Origin of the sequence: Buttiauxella noackiae (genome assembly GCF_000737905.1) — a bacterium.
In the GTDB taxonomy this organism is placed as follows: Bacteria; Pseudomonadota; Gammaproteobacteria; order Enterobacterales; family Enterobacteriaceae; genus Buttiauxella; species Buttiauxella noackiae.
Genome location: NZ_JPRU01000008.1, coordinates 35,352 through 49,831 on the forward strand (window position 1 = coordinate 35,352; position 14,480 = coordinate 49,831).

Annotated in this window: 15 protein-coding genes; 3 read left to right on the forward strand and 12 right to left on the reverse strand. The window is 51.6% G+C overall.

All coding sequences use genetic code 11. The annotated features are described in order from the left end of the window. Positions 1-46 precede the first annotated feature (46 nt). Positions 47-853: a sugar/pyridoxal phosphate phosphatase YigL gene (gene yigL, locus IX31_RS21280; RefSeq protein ID WP_034461675.1), complete on the reverse strand. Its 807-nt coding sequence runs from the start codon at positions 851-853 to the stop codon at positions 47-49. Positions 854-1,006: 153 nt separating this feature from the next. Beyond that, on the reverse strand, positions 1,007-2,002 hold the full coding sequence (gene pldB, locus IX31_RS21285) for a lysophospholipase L2 (RefSeq protein ID WP_034461677.1): 996 nt from the start codon (positions 2,000-2,002) through the stop codon (positions 1,007-1,009). Between the two features lie 79 nt (positions 2,003-2,081). Here pldB and rhtB point away from each other — a divergent pair, with 79 nt between their 5' ends. Then, positions 2,082-2,699 (forward strand): homoserine/homoserine lactone efflux protein, encoded by a 618-nt coding sequence (gene rhtB / locus IX31_RS21290; RefSeq protein WP_034461678.1) that lies wholly within the window; start codon positions 2,082-2,084, stop codon positions 2,697-2,699. Positions 2,700-2,713: 14 nt separating this feature from the next. Here rhtB and rhtC read toward each other — a convergent pair whose 3' ends face one another. The 3 genes from rhtC to pldA all read right to left on the reverse strand — a co-directional run bounded on the left by rhtC (position 2,714) and on the right by pldA (position 6,125). Beyond that, positions 2,714-3,334 carry a threonine export protein RhtC gene (gene rhtC, locus IX31_RS21295; protein ID WP_034461679.1) on the reverse strand — a complete coding sequence of 207 codons (621 nt, stop codon included), beginning with the start codon at positions 3,332-3,334 and terminating at the stop codon, positions 2,714-2,716. A gap of 64 nt (positions 3,335-3,398) precedes the next feature. Next, positions 3,399-5,225 (reverse strand): ATP-dependent DNA helicase RecQ, encoded by a 1,827-nt coding sequence (gene recQ / locus IX31_RS21300; protein WP_034461680.1) that lies wholly within the window; start codon positions 5,223-5,225, stop codon positions 3,399-3,401. Positions 5,226-5,255: 30 nt separating this feature from the next. After that, positions 5,256-6,125, reverse strand: coding sequence for a phospholipase A (gene pldA / locus IX31_RS21305; RefSeq protein WP_034461681.1), 870 nt, complete (start codon positions 6,123-6,125; stop codon positions 5,256-5,258). Positions 6,126-6,292: 167 nt separating this feature from the next. Here pldA and yigI point away from each other — a divergent pair, with 167 nt between their 5' ends. Further along, the gene (yigI, locus tag IX31_RS21310; RefSeq protein WP_034461682.1) at positions 6,293-6,763 is read left to right on the forward strand and encodes an acyl-CoA thioesterase YigI; all 471 of its coding nucleotides are present in this window, start codon (positions 6,293-6,295) and stop codon (positions 6,761-6,763) included. 51 nt (positions 6,764-6,814) lie between these two features. Further along, positions 6,815-7,729: an EamA family transporter RarD gene (rarD, locus tag IX31_RS21315; RefSeq protein ID WP_034461683.1), complete on the forward strand. Its 915-nt coding sequence runs from the start codon at positions 6,815-6,817 to the stop codon at positions 7,727-7,729. A gap of 36 nt (positions 7,730-7,765) precedes the next feature. Here the strand turns inward: rarD and corA are convergent, their stop codons facing one another. The 7 genes from corA to dapF form a co-directional block, all read right to left on the reverse strand. Continuing rightward, complete coding sequence (gene corA, locus IX31_RS21320) at positions 7,766-8,716, reverse strand: magnesium/cobalt transporter CorA (RefSeq protein WP_034461684.1); 951 nt, start codon at positions 8,714-8,716, stop codon at positions 7,766-7,768. A 163-nt stretch (positions 8,717-8,879) separates the two neighbouring features. Next, complete coding sequence (gene ysgD / locus IX31_RS23840) at positions 8,880-8,936, reverse strand: YsgD/CorL family protein (RefSeq protein WP_367597360.1); 57 nt, start codon at positions 8,934-8,936, stop codon at positions 8,880-8,882. A 148-nt stretch (positions 8,937-9,084) separates the two neighbouring features. Further along, a complete protein-coding gene (gene uvrD, locus IX31_RS21325) occupies positions 9,085-11,247 on the reverse strand; it encodes a DNA helicase II (protein ID WP_034461685.1) in 2,163 nt (720 codons plus the stop codon). A 57-nt stretch (positions 11,248-11,304) separates the two neighbouring features. Next, positions 11,305-12,021: a 5-amino-6-(5-phospho-D-ribitylamino)uracil phosphatase YigB gene (gene yigB / locus IX31_RS21330; RefSeq protein WP_034461686.1), complete on the reverse strand. Its 717-nt coding sequence runs from the start codon at positions 12,019-12,021 to the stop codon at positions 11,305-11,307. Beyond that, positions 12,021-12,926, reverse strand: a complete 906-nt coding sequence (xerC, locus tag IX31_RS21335) for a tyrosine recombinase XerC (RefSeq protein WP_034461687.1) — start codon at positions 12,924-12,926, stop codon at positions 12,021-12,023. The genes yigB and xerC overlap by 1 nt, the downstream gene beginning before the upstream one ends. Further along, entirely contained in the window at positions 12,923-13,627 is a 705-nt protein-coding gene (locus IX31_RS21340) for a DUF484 domain-containing protein (protein ID WP_034461688.1), read from the reverse strand. The genes xerC and IX31_RS21340 overlap by 4 nt, the downstream gene beginning before the upstream one ends. Beyond that, complete coding sequence (dapF, locus tag IX31_RS21345; protein WP_034461689.1) at positions 13,624-14,448, reverse strand: diaminopimelate epimerase; 825 nt, start codon at positions 14,446-14,448, stop codon at positions 13,624-13,626. Before dapF ends, IX31_RS21340 begins: the two co-directional genes overlap by 4 nt. Between the last annotated feature and the right edge of the window lie 32 nt (positions 14,449-14,480).

Sequence of the window (14,480 nt, forward strand, 5' to 3'; positions counted from 1 at the left end):
ATTTGGTTGACGAGTGGTGGTTAATTCACCACTCGTTTATCGCAAATCAGTCTTTACCGAGGAACATCTTACGCAGGTAATGCGGAACCGCGTTATCACCGTTGGTGCCTATGACTTCCAGCTCTGGCAGCAGGTCTTTCAGGCGCTGGTGGGCGTTGCCCATGATGCAGCCTTTACCCGCCATGCTCAGCATTTCAGCATCGTTCATGCCGTCGCCAAAGGCGATACACTCTTTCAGGCTGTAACCCATTGCTTTAGATACGGCTTCCAACGCGTGCCCTTTCGATACGCCGCCTGCCATGACTTCCAGACAAGTCAGGGTAGAGAAGCTGACGTTCACACGATCACCCCAACGGGCAATTAATGCTTGCTCAAGTGGCAGAAGTTTTTCGTGAGAATCGCAGGTGAAGAACACTTTGCTGACGCCATCTGCTTCCAGCAAACCTGGCTCAAAGAGAGTGTAGTTAAACACCGCTTCTTTGAAATATTTCATCTCTTCAGGGCGATGGCGGTTCATATACCACTGATCGCCGCGGTAGACGTTGGTCACGATATCCTGGTTGGTATGCACCACACCGAACAGGTCCTGCGCGATGTCGTGGTCGAGATCGTGGCTGAATACCAGATTGCCGTCAGTATCGTGAACTCGCGCACCGTTAGAGGTGATCATGTAGGCTTTGATTTCGAGGTTATCGCGAATCTGCCCCACGTCGATATGGTGGCGGCCCGTTGCAAAGACGAAATGAACACCCTCAGCGGTGAGCAGTTTCAGCGTTTCTTTAGCATACGGGGTCAGAAGATGATCGGGGGACAGCAACGTGCCATCCAGGTCAGACGCAACGACATGGTACATAGGATTTATAAACCTCTGGTATTAAATTCAATTAGTTGTACTCGTCATACTTCAAGCTGTGGGGGTGTTGGCTGCACTCACTTACCCCAGTCACTTACTAAAGTAAGCTCCTGGGGATAAGCTCCCTGGCCGCCTACCCACAGCTCGAATTATTTAGAGTAAATGCCTATCAAAGAAGGTGATGATGGCATTCAGCGCTTCGGTTCGCATATCGTCCTTTTCGAACAGGATCTCATGATACGCACCGTTTATGACGTAAGGTTTTTCCCCCTCACAAGGGTGGCCCGCCGCGGCACGAAGCTCACAGAATTGGTCATGCGCACGGTTATCAACGACGCGTTCCTCTTCTGCCTGCAGGATAAATATCGGCGTGGTGATAGCAGTGGCTCCTGCTAAAACCTGTTCTCCTGCGAGTATCCCTTCTCTTACCCAATGATTCGTTGGCCCACCCAACCGTAATGCTGGCTCATCAGCATAAAAACGCAGGTTACGGCGGTAACGCTCACGGCTATGGGTCAGGACATTAACGCTAAATGGTAATGCACGCCAGCGGCCTGTTCCGATTGCATAACCCTCACGAATACGTTGGTGGCCTTCAGCCCAATCAAGAATATGGCGCACCATCCAGTCGGGCCAGCGCAAGGCGATGCCAAACATTGGCGCACATAGCGCGACAGCATCAAAGCATAGTGAATTCTTTTCAAGCCACAGTGTGATGATTGCGCCACCCATAGAGTGCGCTAAAGCGTAGCGTTTTCTCCATGGGCCATTTGCGAGTTCGTGCTGATAAAAGCGGTCAAAATCGTCAACGTAGTCGCTAAATTTCGCCACATGGCCGCGATGTGAATCCGAAAGCATGCGCCCGGAACGCCCCTGGCCACGATGATCGATAATTAAAATATCGAATCCGCAGTGGAAAAGGTCATAGGCAAGCTCGGCATATTTGACGTAACTTTCGATACGCCCAGGGCAAACCACAATGACCCTGTCATGATCCTGCGAGCGAAACCGTACGTAGCGTACCGGCACTTCGTCGACGCCTGAAAATTCACACTCTTCGCGCTGGCGCCAGAAGTCCATCAGTGGACCCGTGGTGAAAGCCGCAAAGGCGTTTTCCCTGTTAGACCATCCATTTTTATGCTGAGTCATATCGCTTTTTTGTGATTCATAGCACGCTCATCAACAATAGCGTATTGTGGCATAAAAGTGTTCTTTCAGGGAATTTCACATGAGCGTTGAGTGGTGGTTAACCTATCTCCTGACCACAATAATTCTGAGTCTGTCACCCGGTTCCGGGGCAATTAATACCATGACCACCGCCATTAGCCACGGCTATCGCGGCGCGGCTGCATCTATCGCCGGGTTGCAAACCGGGCTTGCGATTCATATCGTACTGGTTGGGATTGGGCTTGGTGCGCTGTTCTCACACTCGTTGCTGGCTTTTGAAATTTTGAAATGGGCGGGTGCTGCTTATCTTGTCTGGCTTGGCATTCAGCAATGGCGTGCCGCAGGTGCGCTGGATTTAAATACGCTGGCTACCACCCAACCACGCAGCCGCCTGTTTAAGCGCGCGGTTTTTGTGAATCTCACGAACCCAAAAAGCATCGTCTTTCTCGCCGCACTTTTCCCGCAGTTTATCTCTCCACATGAGCCACAGGCGTTACAGTATTTAGTGCTCGGCGTAACGACAGTAGTGGTCGATATTATTGTGATGATTGGTTATGCGGGGCTTGCGACACGAATTGCAAGCTGGATTAAAGGGCCGCGCCAGATGAAAGCATTGAACCGCGTTTTTGGTTCTCTGTTTATGCTGATTGGCGCGCTGCTTGCCACAGCACGCCAATAAGGGGCAGACAACGATTAGCGGGAAATAATCAGGTGAATGCCGAATCCGGCAAACAAGGCACCGGCAACACCATCAATCCACTTCGCAAGGCGCTGATAACCGCGGCGCATTTGCGGAAGTGCGAACAAGCTGGCAACGACGGTAAACCAGGCCAGCGTTTCCAGTGAGATCAGAACAAACAGCCCCCAACGCTCCGCGCTACCCACGTTATCGCCGACAAACAGCGAGAACACGCTACCGAAATAGATAATAGCTTTTGGGTTAGCAAGATTGGTGAGCAGCCCTTTCATAAAGCTGCGTCCGCTACGAGCCAGTTCCACTTCTGGTGCTTGCTCGGAAGGTTTATCTTTTTTCAGTGCGCCGCGCAGCATCTGGTAGCCCATCCAGCACAGATATAACCCGCCACCGACCATAATGATGTTATGCAACCACGCCATTTTTTCCAGCAACAGATGCAGGCCAAGTAGTGCTACGCCTGACCAAATCATGACACCCATGGTAATCCCCAGTACACCCATCATCGCCTCTTTACGGGAACGACTTACGGCTGTCTGAGAAACAAAGAAAAAGTCAGGACCGGGGCTTAATAGCGCAACAAGATGCACCAGTGCCACCGTGAGAAATAGCATCAACATAGGAATTAACTCGCCGAATTATTATTTGGAGAATAACTATACGAGTTGCAGCAAAGACTGGCTACTACTCATCTTCGCCGTCGACATGGCTGCGGATAAGCGCCATAAACTCACGCCCAAAGCGTTCCAGTTTACGCGTACCCACACCGTTAACGCCTAGCATTTCACCAGGTGTAATCGGCATTTGTTCGGCCATTTCAATCAGTGTGGCGTCGTTAAACACGACATACGGCGGGATGTTCTCTTCATCTGCAATGGCTTTGCGCAACTTACGCAATTTGGCGAACAGCTTGCGGTCGTAGTTTCCACCGAATACTTTCGGACTGGATTTCGATTTGATTGCCACAATACGCGGTACTGCGAGCATTAAAGGTTCTTCGCCGCGCAAGAACGGGCGTGCTGCCTCGGTAAGCTGCAATGCCGAGTGTTGCGCGATATTTTGCGTCACTACACCGAGGTGAATCAGCTGGCGAATAACACTGACCCAGTGTTCGTGCGTCTGGTCCCGGCCAATGCCGTAGACCGGTAATTTATCGTGCTGAAACTCACGAATACGTTGGTTATTGGCACCGCGCAGCACTTCCACAACATAGCCCATCCCAAAGCGCTGGTTAACGCGATAAATACAGGACAACGCTTTTTGCGCATCCACCAGCCCGTCGTAACGACGCGGTGGATCGAGGCAAACATCGCAGTTACCACAAGATTGCTGGCGACCTTCACCAAAGTAATTCAGCAACACCAGGCGGCGACAGGTCTGCGCTTCCGCAAACGCGCCCATGGCATTGAGTTTGTGGCGTTCAATATCCTGCAATTGCCCGACGGGTTTTTCTTCGAGGCATTTACGCAGCCACGCCATGTCGGCCGGATCGTAAAACAGCATAGCTTCCGCAGGCAGGCCGTCACGCCCGGCTCGACCCGTTTCCTGGTAATAAGATTCGATATTACGCGGGATGTCGAAGTGCGCCACAAAACGGACGTTGGGTTTGTTGATGCCCATGCCGAACGCAACGGTTGCAACCACGATTTGCAGATCATCACGCTGGAATTTTTCTTGTACTTCGGCACGCACCTGGTGCTCAAGCCCGGCGTGATAAGCCCCGGCGCTGATACCTTTGCTTTGCAGACGCGCAGCTGTGTCTTCCACTTTAGCGCGACTGTTACAGTAAATAATGCCGGATTTTCCGCGCTGTTCCTGCACGTAACGCATCAGTTGATCGAGAGGTTTAAACTTCTCCATCAGCATGTAGCGAATATTCGGGCGGTCAAAGCTACTGATTTGAATGAGCGGGTCGTACAGGCCTAACAGGCGCACAATGTCTGCACGGGTAGTGTCATCAGCCGTTGCAGTTAAGGCAATGAATGGCACCGAAGGCAGGCGTTGACGCAGTTGGCCAAGTGCAGCATATTCCGGACGGAAATCGTGCCCCCACTGCGAAATACAGTGCGCTTCATCAACCGCAACCATCGACAAGTGCCAGTGACTTATTTGGTCGATGAAGTTATCCATCATCAACCGTTCAGGCGCGATGTATAACAGGCGAATCTGTCCGGTACGGCAACCCGTCATCACTTCTTGTTGCTGTTCGCGATTTTGAGTGGAGTTAAGACATGCTGCCGCAACGCCGTTTGCCAGTAGCTGATCGACCTGGTCTTTCATCAGGGAAATCAGCGGGGAAACCACAACCGTCAGCCCACCAAGCACCAGCGCTGGAATTTGGTAGCACAGTGATTTACCGCCGCCGGTCGGCATGACAACCAGGCAGTCGCGCCCTTCCAGCACCGTTTCAATGATGGTTTCCTGACCCGGGCGGAACTGTTGATAGCCGAAGGTATCTTGCAAAACCTGTCTGGCCAGCACTGCCTGATTAATTACTTCCGCCTGTGTCACGCTTTCCCCACCACTAAAACCGCCGAATTCTTAGAACAGATCGTTAAGCATAACGCCGACACCGAAGCGTGTCTGGTTAAAGTTGTAATCAATTAATGACTCGCCGTAACCGCTGTAAAGCTGGGTATAAAGACGTACATGCCTGGTGACCGGATAGCTAAAGCCTAATTCCGCGCCGCCGTAACCCGTATTCCAGTTGTACTGGCCTTTCATGCTCAGAATCGCATCGCCAAACTCATAGCCGACTCGCAGCTGGTAATAGCCCAGGTATTTGGTAATGTCCGGGTTGTCATCGGTGCTGCCAATCACATACCACGGCTTCACTTCAACCATCCAGTTGCCGTGCTCAGCCATCAGACGCGTGTATAAACGGTTCCAGCTACGGGACGTTGGGTCCGAACGACCATTTGAATCATGGTTATAACCAAACTCGACATCACGTAATGTCCAGCCGGCAAAGGATTCATCGGTCGCAAAACCGAGGAAAAGCTGCGGTTCATAGTTGGTTTCACGGAAAGGAGAAGACTCTCCACTGTTCGACAACTGCCACCAGGATTTTTGGGTATATGAGCCACCTAACACTGAGTTAGGCCCCAGAATACCGCGCCAGATAGGGAACGCGAGGCTCAACTGATATTTCACTTCATCTTTTTTGGCGTTATCAGACCAGTTATAGGTTTTGATCGCCTCTTTATTGAGGTCGTCTGTCACCGTATAAATTAAGTAGTTGGTTTCATACGGATAAAGAGTAAATGGATTGTCATGTTCCAGAAGCATATTCGCAATGATGCTGCCACGCACAGCCGGTTTATCATGCACTTCTTTAATCGTTGCTTCTTGTGCGTAAGCGGTCAAAGGCAACAGGCTTGCCGCCACTAACCATCCCAGAAACTTGCGCATCGGCAATATTCTCCTGAACAAAAAAGGTTTCAAATTATTATCAGGGACACATTCTACATAGTTCTGAATGTGCACGCTCGGTCTACAGTTCTTAAAGTAGCAATCAACGAATACGAAGCATAAAATAAACAATTAATTAACATTATTGTTTTGATCGAGGATGATCCATGTCTACGCCATTTCTGACCCCTGAAGCCGCCTTACAACTGGTCGGTGAGATTTTTGTTTATCACATGCCATTTAACCGTGCGCTGGGGCTGGAACTTATAAAATATGAGAAAGACTACGCCGAGCTTAGTTTTAATAACCAACCAATGATGGTGGGCAACTGGGCGCAAAGTATTTTGCACGGCGGCGTGATTGCGTCCTCACTGGATGTCGCGGCAGGCCTGGTTTGCGTGGGCAGCACACTCACTCGTCACGACAGTATTAGCGAAGAAGAACTGCGCCAACGTCTGTCGAAAATGGGTACTATCGACTTACGAGTTGATTATTTACGTCCGGGGCGTGGGCAGCGCTTTACCGCCAGCAGCAGCCTGCTGCGAGCCGGGAATAAAGTGGCCGTGGCGCGTGTTGAATTACACAACGAAGACCAACTGCATATCGCCAGCGCGACCGCCACCTACATGGTGGGGTGAAGTAATTATTGCTGATACAATTAGGACACTATTCATCAACGAGTTCTTTTCATGGATGCGAAACAAACCCGCCAGGGCGTGTTACTAGCGCTGGCGGCGTATTTTATTTGGGGCATCGCGCCTGCTTACTTCAAATTAATCCACTACGTTCCGGCCGATGAAATCCTGACGCATCGCGTGATTTGGTCTTTCTTCTTTATGGTGGTGTTAATTAGCCTTAGCCGCCAGTGGCCTCAGGTAAAGAAATCCTGTCAGAACCGCAAAAAGGTCTTCGCCATGGCGCTTTCTGCGGTGCTAATTGGCGGTAACTGGTTGCTGTTTATTTGGGCTGTGAATAACAATCACATGTTGGAAGCAAGCCTCGGCTATTTCATCAACCCGCTGGTTAACGTGCTATTGGGCATGATTTTCCTCGGTGAACGCTTCCGCAGAATGCAATGGGTTGCCGTGGGCCTTGCTGCTTGTGGTGTTCTGGTTCAGCTTTGGACATTCGGCTCGCTGCCCATCATCGCGCTTGGCCTGGCGTTCAGCTTCGCGTTTTACGGGCTGGTACGTAAGAAAATCGCCGTTGATGCACAAACCGGAATGTTAGTTGAAACGCTGTGGCTGCTGCCAATTGCGGCTATCTATTTGTTTGGCATCGCAGACAGTTCAACCAGTCATATGGGGCAAAACCCAATGTCGCTGAACTTAATGCTTATTGCGGCAGGCGTGGTAACAACAATTCCATTGCTGTGTTTCACCGCAGCAGCAACGCGCTTGCGCCTCTCAACACTGGGTTTCTTCCAGTACATTGGCCCGACGTTAATGTTCCTGCTAGCCGTGACATTCTACGGTGAGGTGATCGGCAAAGATAAGATGCTGACCTTCGGCTTTATCTGGGCAGCACTGGCGCTGTTTATTCTTGATGCAGTTTATACGCAGCGAAACTCGCGGATAGCAGCGCGCGCCGTCGCGCAGAAGTAAAAAAGGGAGCCAATCGGCTCCCTTCTCATTTTCATCTCACAACCAGTTTTTCCGCTTGAAGTAGAGATAAGGCGCAAGCCCGGCAAGGATCATCACGATGATCGCCGCCGGATAACCGAAGCTCAATTTCAACTCCGGCATAAACTCAAAGTTCATCCCGTAGCTGGATGCCACAAGCGTTGGTGGCAGGAATACAACGGATACAACCGAGAAGATCTTGATGATGCGGTTCTGCTCGATGTTGATAAAGCCCATCGCTGCCTGCATCAGGAAGTTCACTTTCTGGAACAGAGATTCGTTGTGCGGCAGCAGGGATTCGATATCTCGTAGAATTTCACGAGCCTGCTCAAGCTGCCCACTCGGCAAACGCGCTTTACGCACCAGGAAGTTCAGAGCACGCTGGGTATCCATCAGACACAAACGGACTTTCCAGCCGATATCTTCAAGCTCAGCAAGCGTTGAAAGTGCTGCGTCATACTCATCGCCCTGGTGCCCTTCCATGATGACACGGCTGAGTTTTTCCAGGTCGCTATAGATGTTTTCGATTTCGTCTGCCAGCTGTTCGATTTTAGTTTCGAACAAGTCGAGCAGTAATTCGTAAGCGTTGCCATCCACCATATTCTGGCTACGAGCGCGCATACGATAGAGGCGAAATGCAGGTAATTCACGTTCACGCAGCGTAAACAGGCGGCCTTCACGAATAGTAAATGCCACGGTGCTGTTGCCCGCGTGATCGTCTGCATCTTCATAAAAGAAAAATGAGTGGATGTGCAAACCGTCTTCGTCTTCAAAAAAACGCGCGGATGCTTCGATGTCTTCCAGTTCCGGGCGGGTTGCCAGGCTTTGACCAAGTTCCGTTTGCACGCGCTGACGCTCGCTCTCTTCAGGCTCGACCAAATCAACCCAAACAGAATTGCTCAGGTTATCGGTCTCATCTAATTCAAGACGGGACAGACGATTGTTTTCCAGTTGAAATGCGCTCAGCATGACCGGTACTCCCAATGCAAAAAATATCAGGGACAGTTCGGTTGGCACACAGACAGAAACTAACTAGGTTTCAGACCATTAAAAAGTCTGACTCATTGCGACGGGATATACGAGATATGAGGTCGCCGACAACCACTAAGGCTATCAGCATTCGAGGATAGCCTTAGAAGTTGTACCTGGATGACAGGTTATTGAGCCAGTATTTACTGGGTGTGTCCAAGGCGAGTGTCCTCTTAGCGTAATCGTGCGCGCATGTTACGCCACCATAAATATGGCGTCAACACGCAACGGGACACCATGGAGTAATAAACTATGGTGATATTTATAAGGTAGCAAAAGCGTGAAAAACTATGAGTTAACTCGCTAATTTACGCCGATTCAAGGCGTGCATAAGCAGCAACTAGCCACTTAATTCCCTGCCCAGGGAAAGCCACCTGAATACGGCTGTGTTCACCACTCCCTTCCAGGTTAACGACCGTGCCTTCACCAAATTTTGCATGGCGCACACGCTGCCCGAGTTTGAAGCCTGAATCATTCTCAGAGATTGGCGTGCCCATGCGTTGGTGGCTGACCGGGCGGCTGACACTGGCACGCAGGCGAACTTCTTCCACGCAGTTTTCTGGCAGCTCGCCAATGAAGCGTGACGGGCGGTGATACACCTCTTTGCCATACAGACGGCGGGTTTCAGCGTAGGTCAGTGTGAGTTTTTGCATCGCACGCGTCACACCCACATAGGCAAGACGACGTTCTTCTTCCAGGCGGCCACCTTCATCCAGTGACATCTGGCTCGGGAACATGCCCTCTTCCATACCAACGATAAATACTTGCGGGAACTCCAGTCCTTTTGCTGAGTGCAGCGTCATCAGTTGCACTGCATCTTGCCATGTATCGGCTTGCCCTTCTCCGGCTTCGAGCGCCGCATGAGACAAGAATGCCTGTAACGGCATCAAGTCTTCGTCTTCATCCTGGTAGCTGAACTGGCGCGTGGCCGTGACCAGTTCTTCTAAGTTTTCAATACGCGTCTGGCCTTTCTCGCCCTTTTCTTGCTCGTACATCACCATCAGACCCGAGTCTTTGATAACGCGGTCAGTTTGTACGTGCAGCGGCATGTCGATGGTTTCATGTGCCAGCGCGTCGATAAGCTCCATAAAGCGTTGCAATGCAGAAGCCGCACGGCCCGCCAACACTTTTTCCTGAAGCAACAAACGGCAGGCTTGCCACATTGTCAGTTGCTGGTCGCGCGATGTCTGGCGCACCACGTCCAATGTACGGTCGCCGATACCACGCGTTGGCGTGTTTACCACGCGCTCAAACGCCGCGTCGTCATTGCGGTTAGCAATCAGGCGCAGATACGAGAGTGCGTCTTTGATTTCCTGACGTTCGAAGAAGCGCATACCGCCATAAATGCGGTATGGCATGCCGACCTGCAACAATGCCTCTTCCAGCACACGCGATTGGGCGTTGCTACGGTAAAGAATCGCGCACTGCTCGAGTGCACCGCCCGCTTCCTGCCACGTTTTGATGCGGTTAACCACAAAACGCGCTTCATCTAATTCGTTAAATGCACAATACAGCGAGATGGGCTCGCCATCGCTACCATCCGTCCACAGCTCTTTGCCTAAGCGGCCTGAGTTGTTCGCAATCAGGGCGTTGGCGGCATTTAGAATATTGTTGGTTGAGCGGTAGTTTTGCTCAAGGCGAATGGTTTGCGCGCCAGGAAAGTCGGTCAGGAAACGTTGGATATTCTCAACTTGCGCGCCGCGCCAGCCATAGATTGACTGGTCATCGTCACCAACAATCATCACTTTGCCGGTATCACCCGCCAGCATGCGGATCCATGCATACTGGATGCTGTTGGTATCCTGGAATTCATCGACCAGAATGTTGGTAAAGCGTTCGCGGTAGTGGTTGAGAATGTGTGGCTTGTTCAGCCAGAGTTCATGAGCACGCAGCAATAGCTCGGCAAAGTCCAGAAGCCCTGCGCGATCGCAGGCTTCCTGATACGCCTGATACACTTTTTGCCAGGTCTGCTCTACCGGATTACCATAGCTTTCAATATGATGTGGGCGAAGCCCTTCATCTTTCTTACCGTTGATAAACCACATTGCCTGGCGTGCTGGCCACTGTTTATCGTCGAGATTCATGGCTTTAATCAGGCGCTTTAACAAACGCAGCTGATCTTCGCTATCCAGTATTTGGAAATCCTGCGGCAGGTTAGCGTCCATGTGATGCGCACGCAGCAAGCGGTGAGCAAGGCCATGGAAGGTACCAACCCACATGCCGCCCTGGCTGGTTCCCATCAACTGACTGATACGGTGGCGCATTTCTGCCGCTGCTTTGTTGGTAAACGTCACCGCCATAATGGAGTATGGCGAGCAGTTTTCTACGCTAATCAACCACGCGATGCGATGCACCAATACGCGTGTCTTACCGCTTCCTGCACCAGCCAGTACCAGCATGTTGCTACGCGTGGCCGCGACGGCTTCGCGCTGTTTGTCATTAAGGCTGTCGAGCAGGTAAGAAACGTCCATTGGCACCGCCGTTGAGGAGATAGAAATATACTGTGATTTTATACAGAACCAAGCAGATTATATCAGCGCAGTGAGGGATGCCAACTGCGAAATTTCCAGATGTGGCAATAAACGGCTGTCATCAATCTGCATCAGATCGCCATCACGCAGGTTTATCCAGCAGGCTTGCATTCCACAGCGAACAGATCCTGCAACATCAGTGGTCAGGTCATCGCCAACATGTAAAATATGGGCAAGCGGAACATCCAGCTTTTCGGCTGCCAGGTGATACATGTCGTTAAATGGCTTAGAGCGGCCGTGAGGGCCTGCGCGCAGCACAAACTTGAAATATTTATCGAGGCCAAAAAGATGGGGTTCAGCATTACCGTTGGTAATCGCCACCAGCGGCCATTTTTCTGCGAGTCTCGCTAATGTGTCGTGCGTTTCTTGCGGCACGTCGATTTGGCTACGCCAGTAAGCGAAATTCGCCATCGAAGCCTGCGCGCCTGCAGCGGCTTCTTCCGCTGACAAGCCCACGTCTAACATGGCCTGTTCAACGGCACGACGACGCCATTCGGTGACATCGTGATAAATATCGGGTTCTGCGAGACGCAGCGCATGTCGAATGCGCAAAAAGTCGTGGCTTTGCAGATGGCTAAGTTTCGGATGGTAATTCTGCACAAAGCTCATTGATTCGCGCTCGGTGCGTAGAATAACCTCACGGTTGTCATACAGCGTGTCGTCGAGATCAAAAGTGAGCGCGGCAATAGGCCCAAGTGGACGGTAAAAATGCATTACGATTTCCCTCGTTTAGCGCGTGGATGCGCAGCATCATACACTGTGGCTAAGTGTTGGAAGTCGAGATGGGTATAGATTTGTGTCGTGGAAAGGTTGGCGTGGCCTAATAGTTCCTGCACACCACGCAAATCCCCGCTGGACTCCAGCATGTGCGTGGCAAATGAGTGACGCAGTTTGTGTGGATGGACATGGCTGTTCAGCCCCTGCTTTATCCCCCACTCGCTAAAACGTTTTTGAACGTTGCGCGTCGAAATTCGCTTCCCTTGTTTTGAGAGAAACAACGCATCATCGTCCGGGCCAAAAAGCTCGCGCAGGTCAAGCCAGTGCTCAACCCAGGTCACCGCCGTTTTGCCAATCGGCACGCGGCGCTCTTTGCTGCCTTTACCCATCACCCACACTTCACCTGTCGTAAGGTCAATGTGGCGACAATCCATATTAACCAGTTCGGAAAGACGCAGCCCCGCACCGTACATCACCTCAAGCATCGCGCGATCGCGCACGGCAAGCGGGTCGTTGATGTCGATATCCAGCAGACGACTAACGTCATCGACGTCGATATTTTTTGGCAGATGGCGGCCAGCTTTCGGCGTAGTAATGCCTTTTGCAGGATTAGCTTTGAGTTCGCCCTGGCTCACGCACCAGTCGAAGAAACTACGAAGTGCAGAAAGACGTAATGCGAGGCTTGATGACCCGAGGCCAGCCTTGCGGCTGCGAACCGTGATTGAGCGAACCGCGGCGGCATCACACTGCTGCCAGGTGCTCATTTTCATCTCGCCTGCGAGGGTGATTATCGCGGCCAGTTGGCGGCCATAGTTGAGCAGTGTCAGCGGGCTTAACTGGCGTTCTACTTTCAGGTAGCGCAGAAAGCCGTCGACTAAAGGTTGCAGTGGGGAGGCCGTCATACTCGCTCGACCCAGCGCTCCAGCAAGTCTGGCAACATCAGCGCCAGTTCGTGAAGTAATTGTGTGCCTTGCCCTTCCTGGTAATGCTGAGGGTCGCGGCTACTGAAAACCAGCACGCCTAAATCAGCCTCACTGCCCATCAGAGACACGGCCACTGAACCAATGGCTTTCGCCTGAGGTAAAACAACCAGTAATTCAGGGCCATTTAACGGCCCCAAATAATGCTGATGGCCCCCAAGACGTTGAATACGTAACGGCTCGAAAGCCTGCCGATTCAGTGCCAAATGGGTAAAATCAGAAGGAGCACCAATCCGCCAACGGTCCGCAAAAAGACGCACATTTGCGCCAGCCAGACCCATTTCGCGCGCCCAACGGTGCAAGCGGTTAAGCATATCCTGCAAACTCGTGGCAGAAGCCAGACGGCCCTGCAACTTCAGTAAGCGATAGAACAAACCTTCGTTGGCACTCGCCTGCTCCATCAGCAGGGTCATGTTTTCTTCAAGGAAATTGATATGGTTACGGCTACGCGCCATGTGCCACTCAACCAACGAAACAGTGCCACGTACCGGATGCGGCACTTGCATCTGTTCTACATGCTGGGCATTACGAATAAAGAAATCGGGATGACGCAGCAGATATTCCGCCACCATTCGGTCATCCAGTTCCAATACGGCTTCTTGCTGTTCCTCGGCATTCTTCATAGATGTATAAACCCATCATAGACGTGGGCCGCTGGGCCGGTCATAAACAACGGCGTTCCCGGCCCTTTCCAGGCGATATCAAGACGACCACCAGGCAGCTCAACGCGAACCTCTTCCGCAAGTATCCCTTGCAAGATGCCCACAGCAACTGCGCCGCAAGCACCGCTGCCACAAGCTTGTGTTTCCCCGGCGCCACGTTCATAAACGCGCAGACGGATATGTTCTTTGGTTACAACCTGCATAAAGCCGATGTTTGCACGCTCAGGAAAACGCTCATGGTTTTCCATCACTGGCCCCAGTGTTTCCACAGCGGCCGTTGTTACGTCATCAACCTGAATCACGCAATGAGGATTACCCATCGACACAACACCACACATAATGGTTTGTTCAGCGGCACGCATAATATAGGTCTTTTCCGCTTTGTTTGCGCGGAACGGCACAGCAGAAGGCTCGAAATTGGGCTCGCCCATATTCACGCGGACCAACTCATCTTCCGTCACGCTGAGAATCATGCGGCCATTGGCGGTGCTAACGCGAATATCACGTTTATTGGTCAGCCCCTTCAGGCGCACAAAACGCGCAAAGCAACGCGCACCATTACCGCATTGCGAGACTTCGCTGCCATCGGCGTTAAAAATACGATAATGGAAATCGAGGTCAGGATCGTATGGCGGTTCAACCACCAACAACTGATCAAAACCCACTCCCAAATGCCTGTCGGCCAGACGGCGGATAAGCTCAGGGGAGAAATAGACGTTTTGAGTCACCGCGTCGACGACCATAAAGTCATTGCCAAGGCCATGCATCTTCGAAAACTGCATCTTCTGCTCCATATACGCGGCTACTTATTAAT